General features: G+C 59.5%; 10 protein-coding genes and 1 pseudogene. 1 reads left to right on the top strand and 10 read right to left on the bottom strand.

The annotated features are described in order from the left end of the window. Positions 1–1,057: 1,057 nt before the first annotated feature. From cysC to XI02_RS12225, 4 genes and pseudogenes are all read right to left on the bottom strand, one after another. On the bottom strand, positions 1,058–1,945 hold the full coding sequence (cysC, locus tag XI02_RS12240; RefSeq protein WP_016841948.1) for an adenylyl-sulfate kinase: 888 nt from the start codon (positions 1,943–1,945) through the stop codon (positions 1,058–1,060). A 91-nt stretch (positions 1,946–2,036) separates the two neighbouring features. Continuing rightward, a pseudogene (cysD, locus tag XI02_RS46355) lies at positions 2,037–3,393 on the bottom strand (sulfate adenylyltransferase subunit CysD). 271 nt (positions 3,394–3,664) lie between these two features. Beyond that, positions 3,665–3,814, bottom strand: coding sequence for a hypothetical protein (locus tag XI02_RS45320; protein ID WP_016841951.1), 150 nt, complete (start codon positions 3,812–3,814; stop codon positions 3,665–3,667). A gap of 119 nt (positions 3,815–3,933) precedes the next feature. Beyond that, a complete protein-coding gene (locus tag XI02_RS12225; RefSeq protein ID WP_016841952.1) occupies positions 3,934–4,968 on the bottom strand; it encodes a sulfotransferase in 1,035 nt (344 codons plus the stop codon). A 919-nt stretch (positions 4,969–5,887) separates the two neighbouring features. Between XI02_RS12225 and XI02_RS12220 the strand changes: the two genes are divergently transcribed. Then, complete coding sequence (locus XI02_RS12220) at positions 5,888–6,439, top strand: MarR family winged helix-turn-helix transcriptional regulator (RefSeq protein WP_018270242.1); 552 nt, start codon at positions 5,888–5,890, stop codon at positions 6,437–6,439. Between the two features lie 1,863 nt (positions 6,440–8,302). Here the strand turns inward: XI02_RS12220 and ccoS are convergent. The 6 genes from ccoS to XI02_RS12190 form a co-directional block, all read right to left on the bottom strand. Beyond that, on the bottom strand, positions 8,303–8,521 hold the full coding sequence (ccoS, locus tag XI02_RS12215) for a cbb3-type cytochrome oxidase assembly protein CcoS (RefSeq protein WP_018270241.1): 219 nt from the start codon (positions 8,519–8,521) through the stop codon (positions 8,303–8,305). After that, positions 8,521–10,707: a heavy metal translocating P-type ATPase gene (locus XI02_RS12210; RefSeq protein ID WP_016841956.1), complete on the bottom strand. Its 2,187-nt coding sequence runs from the start codon at positions 10,705–10,707 to the stop codon at positions 8,521–8,523. The genes ccoS and XI02_RS12210 overlap by 1 nt, the downstream gene beginning before the upstream one ends. A gap of 12 nt (positions 10,708–10,719) precedes the next feature. Further along, the gene (locus XI02_RS12205; protein WP_016841957.1) at positions 10,720–11,220 is read right to left on the bottom strand and encodes a FixH family protein; all 501 of its coding nucleotides are present in this window, start codon (positions 11,218–11,220) and stop codon (positions 10,720–10,722) included. A 22-nt stretch (positions 11,221–11,242) separates the two neighbouring features. Then, positions 11,243–12,712, bottom strand: coding sequence for a cytochrome c oxidase accessory protein CcoG (ccoG, locus tag XI02_RS12200; RefSeq protein ID WP_026192394.1), 1,470 nt, complete (start codon positions 12,710–12,712; stop codon positions 11,243–11,245). A 77-nt stretch (positions 12,713–12,789) separates the two neighbouring features. Then, on the bottom strand, positions 12,790–13,662 hold the full coding sequence (ccoP, locus tag XI02_RS12195; RefSeq protein WP_018270238.1) for a cytochrome-c oxidase, cbb3-type subunit III: 873 nt from the start codon (positions 13,660–13,662) through the stop codon (positions 12,790–12,792). Between the two features lie 6 nt (positions 13,663–13,668). After that, entirely contained in the window at positions 13,669–13,833 is a 165-nt protein-coding gene (locus XI02_RS12190) for a cbb3-type cytochrome c oxidase subunit 3 (protein ID WP_016841961.1), read from the bottom strand. Between the last annotated feature and the right edge of the window lies 1 nt (position 13,834).

Below are 13,834 nucleotides of genomic sequence, written 5' to 3'. Positions count from 1 at the left end.
GCGGAGCAGCTCAACGGCTTGCGGACCGATGAGCCTGCCCGCAGTCATGAGGCGTTTGACCTCGACGGCTAGCTCCTTCGAGCCGTTCTGCTCGGTTGGCTCCTCTGCTAGATCTGCCAAATGTCGAGCGCACTCTCGATCCGGCGTCCGGCTCGAGGCCGGTGTCGCTCAAGCTCAAGACAGAGCGTCGAAAATGCCGGAAATCGAGCCAGCGATAGCCTCGCCCTTAGCGTCTACCCCCTCGCTGGGGCCGTTAGCGGCCTTGGGTCGAGTTTTTCCCCACGAGAACTGACGCCAGCAAGCTGCAGGCTCATTGAGGAGGTGAGCGGTCCGGCATGAATTGAGTGTGGGGGGCGACCCGCGTCGCGAGCCTGTCCCGCGGCTTTCGCATTGTCCCCTGCCGGCCCGCCTCGTGCAGACATGTTCACAGCCAGCCCCGCAGACGGCCCTTTGAAGCTCGCGCGCAGGTGAGGGATACGGCCCAAACTGAAGACAGCGCGCCGGAGGGTAGGCCTAGCGCCCGAGCGTCGGGACAGGCTGCTCCTGCTTCCCAAGTCAATGTACTGGCAAACAATTGCGCCGGATGCGGCTAGACCCGGAGGAACGAGTTGCCCTTCTTCATCGTGCGCGAGAGATCGAAGCTGGATGTCCGAGACGCCGGCAGCTCGGTTACGAGAGCCTAGGCATGACGCTAGTCGGACGCGCGGGAAACGGCATCAAGCGAAACTTCAAGCTACTGGAAGTCGGACTTCCTCTCTGGCCTTTGTCCTGGCGTCATAGATTCTGACCTGGAGCATGGGACGGCGCTTCTTGAGCTCCTGGGCTCCTGCGAAGGCCCCATCCCTGGTTGCGAATTCGGTTTTCAATTGACCGTCGATTTCGAGCACATAACCAGAAGCGGGCAATCGACGTGTGGACGCAACCATTTTGTTCCTTTGGAGCCTGAGTCTGATTGATGCCTTTGCTTAACCTGAGTCGCCGTGGCCGGGCCAGCAGGTTAGTGGGGGGCATCTCCTGCTATCGATGGTGCGATGCGAGGTGACAGGTTTGACGAACACTAACGGCCAAGAATTGCGCGAGCCATCAACACATCGATCACGGCCTGGGCCATTTGCTCAGGTGTCTGCTCCATGGTCCTGAGATGAATTTCGGGTCTTATCGGCGCTTCATAGGACGCATCGATGCCGGTGAAGTTCTTGATCTTACCGGACTTCGCCTTTGAATAAAGACCTTTGGGATCGCGACGCGCGCATTCTTCGATCGGCGTATCGACAAAGACTTCGACAAACTCCTCCTTGCTGACCAGACTGCGCACCATGTCTCGTTCGCTCCTGTGGGGCGAGATGAACGAACAAATTACGATCAAGCCACTGTCCGCCATCAGCTTGGCAGCCTCCCCGGCGCGCCGAATGTTTTCCATGCGGTCGACCTCGGAGAAGCCGAGGTCCGCATTTAATCCGTGCCGCAGGTTGTCCCCATCCAGCAGCATGGCATGCCGGGACATTGCGAACAGCTTTTGATCGACGATGTTGGCAATCGTCGATTTTCCTGCGCCGGACAGGCCGGTGAACCAAATGATGCAGGGCTTCTGGTTCTTGAGGTCGGCCCGCTCCTTCCGTCCCACTGCAACGGGTTGCCAAGCGACGTTGGTCGCCCGCCGCAGTGGACATGCGATCATCCCGGCCGCGACCGTACGGTTTGTATACCGGTCGATGACGATAAATGATCCGGTCTTGCGATTGGCCTCGTAAGGATCGAACGCCGCAGGCCGGGTGGTTGATATATTGCAAAAGCCGATCTCGTTAAGGCCAAGCGTCCCGGCTGACAGGTGCTCCCGTGTATTGACGTCGATCCGATGATTGATCGCGGTAATGCTGCCGGCTATGGTCTGCGATCCAATGCGCAGAATGTAATTGCGCCCGACAACGAGCTGGTCCTCATCCATCCAGATCAGATGAGCGGCGAATTGGTCGGCGAGCTCCGGCCGCTCGGTCGGACGTGCCAGGAGATCGCCACGGCCGATATCGATTTCGTCTTCAATGGTGATCGTGATTGCATCGCCGGCCTCGGCGCAGGTACGCTGCGACGACGATGTCGTCGCCCACCGAGATGCTTCCCGAAGCCACGGACCCGGCGTAGCCGCGGAAATCCAGGTCCGGCCGGTTCACCCACTGTACTGGAAAGCGGAAGGCCTGCCCGGAGCTGTCGCACCGGATATCAATACTCTCCAACTGGCCGAGCAGGCAGGGACCATCGTACCAGTGAGTGTTGCCGGAGCGGTCGACGACATTGTCGCCGTACCTGGCAGAGATCGGGATCGGAACGATCGATTCGAAGCCAAGATCGCTGGCAAAGGCCACATAGTCGGCGACGATCCGATCAAAGCTCTCTTTGCTGTAGTGGACGAGGTCGATCTTGTTCACTGCCAGGACGAGATGGCGGATACCAAGGAGCGAACAGATGAACGAGTGGCGCTTGGTTTGAACCAGCACGCCCTTGCGGGCATCGATGAGGATGATAGCGAGCTGGGCGTTTGAGGCGCCCGTTGCCATGTTGCGAGTATACTGCTCGTGGCCGGGCGTCTGCATCTCTGCGACGATGTCTTCGATCGTTCGTCGCGTCGGATTCAATAGCCCCGCTCAACGGATAGCAGCCCAGCGTGCGGAAACGGATCATCCGCATTTGTGGCGTCTCGCCAGACCGAAGCGGCAATCGCTTGTCGTCGATCATGATCGTCGCGCCATTTCGACGCACGATCGGTCTTTGCTTGGCGAAGTAGAGCGGGACGACCGGGATCTTCTCGCACATAATGTATTCCCACACGTCGAGCTCAGTCCAGTTTGACATCGCAAAAACGCGCATGGTTTCGCCCTGGCGAATCCGCGTATTGAACAGGTTCCAGAGCTCCGGCCGCTGATTGCGGGGGTCCCAGACGTGCCCGGACGAACGGAAGGAGAGTATCCGTTCTTTTGCGCGGCTCTTCTCCTCATCACGCCGGGCGCCGCCAAAGGCGGCATCGAATTCGTGGAGGTCGAGCGCCTGCTTCAGGGCGTCGGTCTTCATCACCCGGGTATGAAGCGCGGAGCCGGAGTCGATCGGATTGATCCCGCGCGCGATGCCCTCCTCGTTTACATGGACGATCAGGTCGAGGCCGAGGCGCTTGGCTGTCGCGTCCCGGAAGCTGATCATCTCACGAAACTTCCAGGTCGTGTCGACGTGAAGCAGGGGAAACGGGAGCTTTGCGGGATAGAAGGCCTTGATCGCAATATGCAGCATCACGCTCGAGTCTTTTCCGATCGAGTAGAGCATGACCGGCTTTTTGAACTCGGCGACCACGTCACGCATGATTTCGATCGATTCAGCTTCGAGACGGCGCAGATGTTTCGGCAGCATGTGTCTTCTACGATGCGGGATCTTTAGTTCGTTCAGTACCGCGTTTGCCTTGCGATAGGCCCGATAGGCGTTGCAGCGATCGGCTGCCTGCCATAGCGCATCGGCGTCCACCGGGTCAAACAGCGGATAGCGTCCATCCTTCGTTCGGCGTCTGCCAGCAACCAATCGAAGCGCGGCTGGACACGCGAGCCGGCGGACTTACTTCCGCTTGCCAGCTAGACAACGAGCTCGATAAGGCAGGCAGCACATTTTGACCATAGTCCTGGGAGGATCATCGCTCGTGATTGTTGCTCCCCTCCTTGAGCCGCACAATCTCGCCCCGCAGCGCCTCGATAACGGCGTCGCGATGCCGAACGGCCTCTTGCAGTGCACCTCGATCCGATTCCGAAGCCAAGAGTGCCATGCGCAACTGCGCCTCCATCGAACTCGTCAGCTCCTGATTTTGGTCGAAGTCGGTTCCGGATAGATGCTGCGCATCGTGCCCTGTGGACGCATTTGGTGTGGAGCATGAGTTCTCGATTGGCCGCCGAATGCCAGGGGTCAGCTTACCGGGGTTGGCTGAAATGCTCGACCATGCCCGTTCCTTGCTGAGGCGCAGATCCCACCACATTCGAAATATCTGACGATATAGCTCGGTGACCTCGCGCCCTTTATCAACCACCGCAATTCCGCTTCATATCCGAGCTGTATCATCAGCTCGACGCCGATCAGATCGGTTATCGTTTGCATCTCTTCGACGCTCAATTGGACCTGCCACGCGTCGACAGACTTCTCATCGACGGTCCTTCTTTCAAGGATTTTCCGATCTCCAAAGCTGCTGGAGTGAAGATAATCGGCCCGAGCCGTCGACGTAGCTGCGGTGTCTTTTGGATCACAGCCAAGGCCAGCGATGAGACGCTGGATTTCCTCCTCCGGACACGCCGCCAGGCGTTCGTACTGCACCACCATCGTCTGCCGGCGATCGCGGTGCGCAGCGAGTTTGGGCAGGCCGAGAACCAGATCAGCAAGCGAAGAGGCAATAACGTCAGGCAGGCGGAGCATGAGATCAGCAAGCGAGGACAAGCTGACCGAACGGGAGCTTTTCGCCTGAAGGGGGACTCCCCAAGTCGACTTCAGGGATGCGGCAATGGCGTAGGGATTGCGCATCAGAAGAATATGCGGCGCCTCAGGATAAAGAAGATCCAAATAGTCGAGCACCATCCAGTAGCGTGGTGTCTTGTCCACGATGATGCGCTTGCCCGCCGAGGACAGATACGCACCGTACGCCGCATCCGCAAAGGCACGGCTGACGGCAGCGCGATCGATCCTGCCCAAGAACTCGGAAGTTGCCGTTTCGATCAGAGATGTTCCGGCCGGGTGACGATGGTCCACCCTGCCAAACGCCTCAAGAGCCAGCATGAGCCAAGGCTCTGGTGGAGCTGTAATTTCCGGATGCTGTTGGAGCAAATGCGCCAACAGCGTCGTTCCGGACCGTGGAAGGCCGAGCAGAAAGCAGACCGTGGCCCCGCGGTTTGCATCCTGGCTCAAAATACCGCTCCTGATGCGCTCGAGGAAAGCGCCCCCCGGACCACACACTTGTTCGCTCGAGGACGACGGCGGCCGCGCAATTTCCCATCGGCCGATCGCTCGCGACACTTTGCCATACGAGGAGGGAGGCGCCTGCAATTCATGGTCTGAATCCGTCGAATTGATGAATCGCGCAAGCGTTTTTGGCAATTGCAATCGGCAGCCTGCCGCCTACTCGCAAGGCTAGTTGTGACCAAAAGCCCGCTCAACTATACGAAGGCAAGCCGCCGATATGGAATCGGATGAGAAGACTATACTGCGGTTTATCGGGCAACCACCACACAACACTGTTGGCGAAGGCGTGAAGCGACGACACTAGCCCCAGGCAACCGAGCGTCAAGACGTATCGTCTCGGCTTCGGAAGCAATTTGCATTGGCTTCGATGATAGCCCACCGGCGGACCTCGTCGTTGAACTTGCCTTGTCGCTTATCGATCGCTTTCTGCATAATCGGCCCGATCTCATCGAGGCTGATGGTCTGCGCCCAACGGCTCGCGGTGCTGGACATTGCAGTCCGACCGCGTGGGAAGAGCAAGTCGTATCCTTTAATCAGAGGGAAAGATGGCGCGTCGAGATTTCGCGACACGCGGCGCAGATGTTCTAACGTTCCTCGCTCGAGACTTTGACCGCTCGATGATCCGGCAAAGGAGTGAGCAAGCCGGCGAGTAACCAATGAAGCAGACCATGGACGTCTCGTTGGTAGGGGCATCAATCTTACCGGCGTGTGGGATCGACCCGACAAGTGGATGCCGCCGGTTCGTCAAGACAATGAGCGCTCTGTTGCCGCAACTGCTCCGGCCAGTTCATGATTGGCACACTCCCCTTTCGTCCGTACCGTACCAAGCATTTGATTTGCCTGCTCTTACGGCGTTGTCGCCACTTCTCATTCGCGCTAAGGCAAGCTGGTAAAAGATGGAACCAGAGCTTCGATGCCGCCGGATTTGCCTGGCCCAGCAAACGCGCTTGGCAGTACCTCTACTGACGAACTGGAGACGATCCGGCCGTTCATGTGGGAGATCAGATCGATCAGTGCGTGGCTCGAAGAGCTTGCGAGATCCCGAGCCGATGTCCTTGGCATCACCGGGCCACAGTGGATGATCCTGATGGCCGTGGCCTATTTGGGGAAAGAGAATGGTGTCCCCGTCAACATGGTTTCAAAGTTGATGCACGTCGATCCTTCCTTCGTCACGACCCATTCAAAGCTGCTCGAGAAAAATGGATTCCTGCGGCGCAAGCACTGCGCAAGCGACGCTCGGGTCGTGCAGATGACGCTGACAGCCAAAACTCGTAAACGTCTGGCATCTTTGGCAGGGCAGGAAGCACTGGATGAGCTCGCTTCTGATGAATTCGGGGTTAACGGATCAAGCGAGTTCATTGCCAAGCTGGCTGCAGTCAGGCGTCGTCTGGAGAAGGTCTACCGCGAGAGCGGTTCTGGCCTTCCGAAGACCAAACGCACGTCCGTCAGAAATGATGCCACGTAGCCATGTCAACGCTTCCAGTCTTCGAGTTTTCCTTGAAGCAGCGCCGACGAAGGTGGTTGTGGTCCGTGCATACCGACGAGGGCAAGCAGATGATGACGGGCTCAGGGCGCAGCCGCTCGGCCGCCAGATATCAAGCCAACCGAGCGCTGTTTTTATTGCTGCTGAGCGCGCCGTATCGTTCCGAAGCTCGAGCTCACCAGCAGGCTGGGCGGGGCACTCTTGCGCCCAAATGATCTTCGAGGAACGCCCCACTCGCAAGGTTGTTTCTATCGGCTAACCCGTGGGCCCATGACTGCGCCGCGTCCCAATTTTTGCAGAATCCACTCTTAGGCCATAACGACGACCTTCTCAACTGTGGTCAGCCAAAGGGGACCGTCGCAGTAACAACGAGGTAGCTACGAGCCGACCCCTGATGAAAGCTGAACATTCTTGAGCGGTTTCGGGCGCGTCGTCTGTACAGACCTCGATGTGGCGGGAGCTGAATCTCGCGCTTAAGCAAATCGCGCAGAGCTGGCTTAGATCTGCGGGCTCATGTGACTTAGCGTGTCACCAGCTTTTTGCCGAGATATTGCCACAAAGCGCTTTCCAAAAATCTCATCGAAGATGCCGGACGCTCGAGGCCGCTCCGCCATCGCCAGGCTCCGCCCAGCACGTGGTGTGAAAAGCCCATCTTCATCTGCAAATCGATCGTCGGTCGAAGCCACGAAGATCTTTGACGCGCCGCCGATCGTGGACACACACGCCCTGCCCTGTGTTGGAGAAGCTCCTTGTTGAGGTAACCGCCCCTAACGTCGTAGGTGAGAAGCTCTCCTCTCATCAGCCAGCTGAGGACTCCGGGACCTCGTCAAAGCTGATCGGCTGCAGAACCAAGCGGCCAGTCCTCTGGCAGGTACACGCCGAGAAGCAGACCAGACGTTCGTCGTAGCAGGAATGCAGACTGTACTCACTGAGTTCGCTGGATTCGATCACCTCACTTTATAAAGCTCCGACAATGCTACGTTCTCGGACAGCAGCAACAATCGCGGCGCTGAAATCGATAGGAAATTACCCGGGCTCGAAGCTGGTTGATCAACGGTTGGGCGGAACCAGCTGTTGCGACACAATCCAACAGCCAATAAGGGCGGCCCGGGAGCCGCCCTACTGTAGCAATCAACAGCGCAGCCCAATTAGCTACCGCTGATGTCCCAGTCCGATTCCGAGATGTAAGGCCTTCTGGCGTAGCGCACCGACAGAGCGTTTGGTCATTTTTGATATTTTCGTGACCGGGGTCCGAGCCTTTGAATGGACCTTGAGTTCTTTGATATCTGCCTTAGTCCACTCGCGCCGCTTAACGCGTTTCTTGGTTGCTTTTTTCACAATGAATGCTCCTTTTGAGAGGAGCGGCTTCTAACATAGTTTTTTCACAGCGACGACCGTAAAAAGGAGGCAAGCATAGACCTCGCGCAAAGGTGCAAGGCTCTGTCATGTGTTCAGAAGCAATAGCTACAGCGCCTTCCCAGTTGTTAGTTTCGTGGAGGTTTTCGTATCGAGAAATTTGGCCATGAATTGGCGTATCCAGTCTCCTAATTGACACATCGTTGTTGGAACCTAGCAGGTTGTTACAAGTCTTTGAAACACCATGAGAAAGGGAATTGCGATTAGCCAGAGAACTTCAGGTAGGGTCGAGATTTGTATCCAGCTCAGAGGGGATCAGGCATTGAATCCGGCAGACACCATCGCGCTCTCATACTATGGTCATCGATAGCGAGTGGGCCACTGAGCAGCCGCTGCTGATCACGGCGCCCTGCCGCCATCAACAGGCTGCTAACCGTCCGACCTTCGCCTGTCCCACAGTTGCGGCGGTGGACCGCCTGGACGGGCGAGTTAGTACTCGCGTCGACGCCCGCTTCCACAAATGCGCTGGTCCGTTGGCACTATTTGGACCGGCACTGGAGGCTGATCGGGCTCCTCATCGGCGATGGCGCGCCAGGCCGCGCCGTCGAGATCGTCATATTGGCCGCTCTTCAGCGACCACAGAAAGCCAAGCAGACCGAGGAAGCCGAGTGAAAGGGCGAGCGGAACCAGATAGATCAGCACTTCCATCAGAGGGCCTCGCCTCTTCGCGCCCGCAGCGCGTTAAGCATGACCAGCACCGACGAGCATGACATTGCCGCGGCGGCAATCAGCGGCGTCACCAAGCCGGCGATCGCAACGGGCACAGCCAGGACGTTGTAGACGACAGCAAGACAGAGATTCTGCCGCATCAGCCGCAGCGCCCCGCGCGAGGCAATGACCGCCTTTATCACGGGCCCAAGATGCGCACCGAGGAAGATCGCATCAGCGACCGCCTGGCTCATATGGGTAGCGGTGACAGGCGACATCGAGGCATGGGCTGCTGCGAGCGCGGGCGCGTCGTTCAAGCCATCGCCGACCATCAACACCTTGTATCCCCTGCTCGTCAGATCTTCGACCCGGGCGACCTTGTCCGTCGGCGAGACGTTGGCCCGCCACTTGTGAATGCCAAGCGTCTCGGCCGCCCGCCGAACAGCCGGCTCGCGATCCCCGGAAACGATCTCCACCATGATGCCAAGGCGTGCGAGGCTTGTGACGACCTCGACCGCGTCCGGCCGCATCCTTTGCCTGATGGCAAAGACATGCCTCGCCTCGCCGTGGCTGAACGCGACGACGGAGGCCTCGGGATCATGGCACAGGATCTCGTCAGCGAGGCTGTCAGCGCCGCAGAACAAGGGGCGGCCCAGCCGGATCGGCGCGCCCTCATAGTAACCGCGGACGCCCCGTCCCGGCTCCTCTTCGATATCGGCCAACGGCTCGTTTGCGCCGGCAGCACGCGCCAGGGCGGCGGCGACCGGATGGCGGCTCGACAGCGCCAGCCGGCCCGCCAATTTGACGACATCCTCGGGAATGCCAGCGAGATTGGCGACATCGAGTTCAGGCAGCGTCAGCGTCCCGGTTTTGTCGAAGATCACCCGATCCACCTCGGCGATACGCTCGATTGCATCCCCGGCATTGAGCAGCACGCCGGAACGGAACAGTGCGCCGGCGGCCACCGTCTGCACCGCGGGGATAGCCAGACCCAGCGCGCAGGGGCAGGTGATGATCAAGACTGCGATCGCCGTGACCACCGAATTATGAAAGGTGGCGCCAGAGGCAAGCCAACCCAGCATGGTCAGGAAGGCCGTGATGTGAACGATCGGCGCATAGAGTCGCGACGCGCGTTCGGCGAGGCGCAGATAGCGCGAGCGCGCTTGCAGGGCATGATCGAGCAGCCTGGAAATCTCAGCAAGCAGTGTGCCGTCCGAGGTCGCCGCTGCACGGACGCGCAGGGTGCCGGACCGTACCAATGTGCCGGCGAACACCGCGCTGCCGGGCGTCGCGATCGCCGGCAAAGTCTCGCCGGTAATAAGGCTTTGATCGATCTCGGAGCTTCCCTCGATCACGTTGCCGTCGACTGTACAGCATTCGCCGGGGCGCACCAGCACGATGTCCCCCGGCTTGATCGCCGCCACCGGAACGGTTCTGATCTCGGTCGGGCTAATGAACTTCGCCGCAGTCTCCGCCTTGAGTGCTGCAAGGTTGCTGGCGAAGGCGCGGGTGCGTCGCCTCATGTTCTGGTCAAGATAGCGACCTGCGAGCAGAAAGGCGATCAACATGATCGCCGCATCGAAATAGGCGTGCTCGGCATGAGCGATGGTCTCGATCAGCGATGTCGCCAGGGCGAGCAGAATGCCGATGCTGATCGGAACGTCCATATTGGTTCCGCGCGCCCGCAGCACGGCAAAAGCGGAAGAGAAGAATGGTTGCGCACAATAAGCCGCGGCCGGCAGGACGATCAGCGCGGAGAGCCAATGAAAGAAGTCGCGCTGTTCCGGCAGCATATCCGAGACATTTCCGGACCATACCGGGATCGACAGCATCATCACGTTCATCGCGGCAAAGGCGGCGACGCCCAGCCGCCGCAGCAATTCCTGCGCTCTCTCCGCCTCCAGCGTCTCCGCATTGTCCCGCTGGAACGGATATGCCCTATAGCCTAATTCGGCGAGCCGCTTGACAAATAGAGCTGGATCGAGGGCTCCGGCCTTCCATTCGAGCGCCAGCCGATTATCGGTGAGGTTCACGCGTGCCGAGGTCACATCCGGAATGCTCGACAGATTGCGCTCGATCTTGCCCATGCAGCCCACGCAACTGATCCCCTCCACCGCAAGGTCAAGCTGGAGACGGCCCGCGCCTGTCCTCTTCAGAAAGTGAGAAAAGTCGATGTCGGACTGCATGTGCACACGCTCTCAATTCAGGACGATGCGGTTCTTCGACAGAAACATGCGGCGGTCGTCATCGTCGCCCTCGATCACGAGATCCCACTGTCCGACAGCGACGCCCGAGGCGCTGCCGCGGTAGATCCCAGCATTGGCCTGCGAGACATCAATCGCCCGATCGGCCCGGCGGTCGACCGGGCGCTCGAGGCGGGCCACGAAATTCATTCCGGCGAGAGGCGCACCTAGGCGGTCGCGCGCCTCGATCGCAAGCTCAGCTTCACCATCCGACTGCCGGTGGATGTATACCTGCACCTGCCAGTTTCGCTCGTTCTGCTGCCGTGCCGCGATGATCTCGCGCTGATAGGCGAGGCTCGCACGATAGGCGCTGTCAACCTCCGTCCCCGGCAGCGTAACGATGGCAAAGCGCATCATGACCAGATTGGCGCCGATCACGACCGAAAAGAACGCAAGGATCGCGATCAGGACGAAGCGCCCGGTAATGGGCCACGTGACTTGATTTGATGCGGTCATGGTCACATCCCGTCAGTGATCGTCAGGGGAGAACAAAATGATCCGATGCGGAGGCGACCTCGCCGAGGCCAAGGTCGGTGACCCGAAACCTCACCGGCATCGAGCGTTCCGCCATGCCGTCAACCGGCGCCGTCAACAGCACACGCAGTTCTGTCGTCGTATCGCGAGCCAGGACGATCATCGGCCGATCCACGGTCACCGAATCGGCGCCGACGACGTGGACGGACGTCTTGGGCGGCCCATCGATGTCGATCGCGATTACCCGATCGAAGTCGCGCCTGTTGAGCAAACGCACGGTATAGGCGTTGCGAACCGATCCATCGCTGAGTCTGACAGCCATGGGATTACGATCATGCAGAACGCTGAGATCGAGCATCGTTCTCGACAACAACTCATAAACCATCACCGCGCAGATGATCGTGATCAAAAAGGCATAAACGAGCGTGCGCGGGCGCACCGGCTTGAACAGCTCCGGCTTGCCGTCCATCCGCCGGCGGATATTGATGTCGTTGTCGTAACCGATCAGGCCGCTTTTGCGCCCGATCTTCTTCATGACGGCATCGCAGGCATCGATGCACAGCCCGCACTGGATGCAGCCCAGCTGGGCGCCATTTCGTATATCGATCCCGGTCGGACAGACCGCCGCGCATTGATTACAATCGATGCAGTCTCCGACCCTTTCGCCGCGTGCGCGCAGATCGAATGATTTCTTCAATGAGCAGCGCTGCTCGCCGCGGTCGTATTTGTAGGCGACATTGAGGGCCCATTCGTCGGTGAGCGCGGCCTGGATGCGCGGCCACGGGCACATATAAACGCAAACCTGCTCGCGCATGTAGCCAGCCAGCAGATATGTCAAAGCGGTCAGGATCCCAATCCAGATATAGGCGGTTGCGGGCGCTTGGAACGTTGCCAGATCGTGCACCAAGGTCGGCGCGTCGGCGAAGTAGAGCACCCAGGCGCCGCCGGTCCACCAGGCAATCATCAACCAGATTGCGTGCTTCAGCACGCGCTTTGCCGCGCGCCCTGCTGTCATCGGGCGCGCGGCGGCCTTCAGCCGCTCGCGACGGTCGCCCTCGACCCAGCGCTCGACCGCATAGAACAGGTCGGTCCAGACCGTCTGCGGGCACAGATAACCGCACCAAATCCGCCCGCCCAGTGCGTTCATCAGGAACAGCACGATGGCAGCAAGCACGAGCAAACCGGTGAAGTAATAGAGCTCTTGGGGCCACAGTTCGATGAAGAAGAAGTAGAACCGCCGGTTTGGAAAATCGAGCAACACCGCCTGGTCGGGAGCGCCGAGGCCGCGATGCCAACGCACGAAGGGCAGCAGATAGTAGATCCCCAGACACACGACCATCAGCCGCCATTTGATCGTGCGGAAAGTACCGCGGACGCTCTGCGGATAGACCTTCCTATGGGCTGTATAGAGGGGTCCATCCTCGTCACTCACTGGCTCATCGAGCGAAACGGTCTTGTTTACGGTGGGCTTCATGACCGACCTGACATCGGGCGCGGATGGCTCGCGTTGATCCTGGGTCACCGGCGCGCAGGTTTTGCGGCGCATCTCGCCTATTGTCCGCCGCCGAGCGAATGGACATAGACGGCAAGTGCCCTGACTGTGATGGGATCGAGCCGCCCGCTCCAAGCCGGCATGATGCCGGCGCGGCCATAGCTGATGGTCTCGACCAGCGTGTCCTCGTCCGAGCCGTACAGCCAAATCCGGTCAGTCAGATTCGGTGCGCCGAGCGCCTGATTGCCTTTGGCGTTCTCGCCATGACAGACCGCGCAATTCTCGGCAAAGATCTTGGTGCCGGCCGCAGCATCGAACTTGGCTGCCGTGGTCAGGCCTGACAGCGATCGCACGTAGTTTGCTACGGTGACAATCTCGGTTTTCGTGAGAATGCCGTCGCGGCCAAAGGCCAGCATTTGTCCCTCATGCGCCTGGGCATGCCCGGAACGTGCGCCGAACTGGATGGTCTGCAGGATCTGGTCGAGCGATCCGCCCCACAACCAGTCATCGTCATTGAGATTCGGATACCCCTTGGCACCCGCGCCACCGCTCCCGTGGCATGGCGCGCAATTGTCCGCGAACACCGTCTTGCCGCGCGCGCGAGCCAATCCCAGCAGGGCCGGATCCTTCTCGATCTCGGTAAGAGACGCTTTGCCCAGCACGGCCATCTTCTCGCCGCGCAGCTCCTCAAGACTTGCGAGGTCGTTGACGACGCTGGCGCGGGTCGAATAATCAAACACGCCTGTCGTGTAGCTTGAGAGGAGCGGCCATGCCGGATAAACGACCCAGTAGCCTATCGCCCAAAGGATTGTGGCGTAGAAGCTCAGAATCCACCAGCGTGGCAGCGGCGTGTTGAGTTCCTTTATACCATCCCATTCGTGCCCCGTCGTGGAGCGGCCGGAGATGTGATCGATGTCGTTGTGCTCGGTCATGATCTGTCAGTCCCGGCGCAGCGGCATGCGCGCCGCAGAATCAAAACGCCTCTTGTTGCGAGGCCACAGCGCGTAAACGACGATGGCTATGAAGATGCCGACGAACAGCGGCGTCCAGAGCGTCACAACGAAGCTCGATGCCAGATTCTCGATGGAAATAACCGCTTTCATC

Source organism: Bradyrhizobium sp. CCBAU 21365 (assembly GCF_015291305.1).
Lineage (GTDB): Bacteria > Pseudomonadota > Alphaproteobacteria > Rhizobiales > Xanthobacteraceae > Bradyrhizobium > Bradyrhizobium elkanii.
This window is presented reverse-complemented; position numbering and strand designations above follow the sequence as displayed.

What these genes read in the sequence shown, in the direction of transcription:
- cysC (WP_016841948.1), bottom strand. Translation starts at nt 1,945, where the DNA reads ATGGATGAGGACCAGCTCGTTGTCGGGCGCAATTACATTCTGCGCATT.
- XI02_RS45320 (WP_016841951.1), bottom strand. Translation starts at nt 3,814, where the DNA reads ATGGAGGCGCAGTTGCGCATGGCACTCTTGGCTTCGGAATCGGATCGA.
- XI02_RS12220 (WP_018270242.1), top strand. Translation starts at nt 5,888, where the DNA reads ATGCCGCCGGATTTGCCTGGCCCAGCAAACGCGCTTGGCAGTACCTCT.
- ccoS (WP_018270241.1), bottom strand. Translation starts at nt 8,521, where the DNA reads ATGGAAGTGCTGATCTATCTGGTTCCGCTCGCCCTTTCACTCGGCTTC.
- XI02_RS12210 (WP_016841956.1), bottom strand. Translation starts at nt 10,707, where the DNA reads ATGCAGTCCGACATCGACTTTTCTCACTTTCTGAAGAGGACAGGCGCG.
- XI02_RS12205 (WP_016841957.1), bottom strand. Translation starts at nt 11,220, where the DNA reads ATGACCGCATCAAATCAAGTCACGTGGCCCATTACCGGGCGCTTCGTC.
- ccoG (WP_026192394.1), bottom strand. Translation starts at nt 12,712, where the DNA reads ATGAAGCCCACCGTAAACAAGACCGTTTCGCTCGATGAGCCAGTGAGT.
- ccoP (WP_018270238.1), bottom strand. Translation starts at nt 13,662, where the DNA reads ATGACCGAGCACAACGACATCGATCACATCTCCGGCCGCTCCACGACG.
- XI02_RS12190 (WP_016841961.1), bottom strand. Translation starts at nt 13,833, where the DNA reads ATGAAAGCGGTTATTTCCATCGAGAATCTGGCATCGAGCTTCGTTGTG.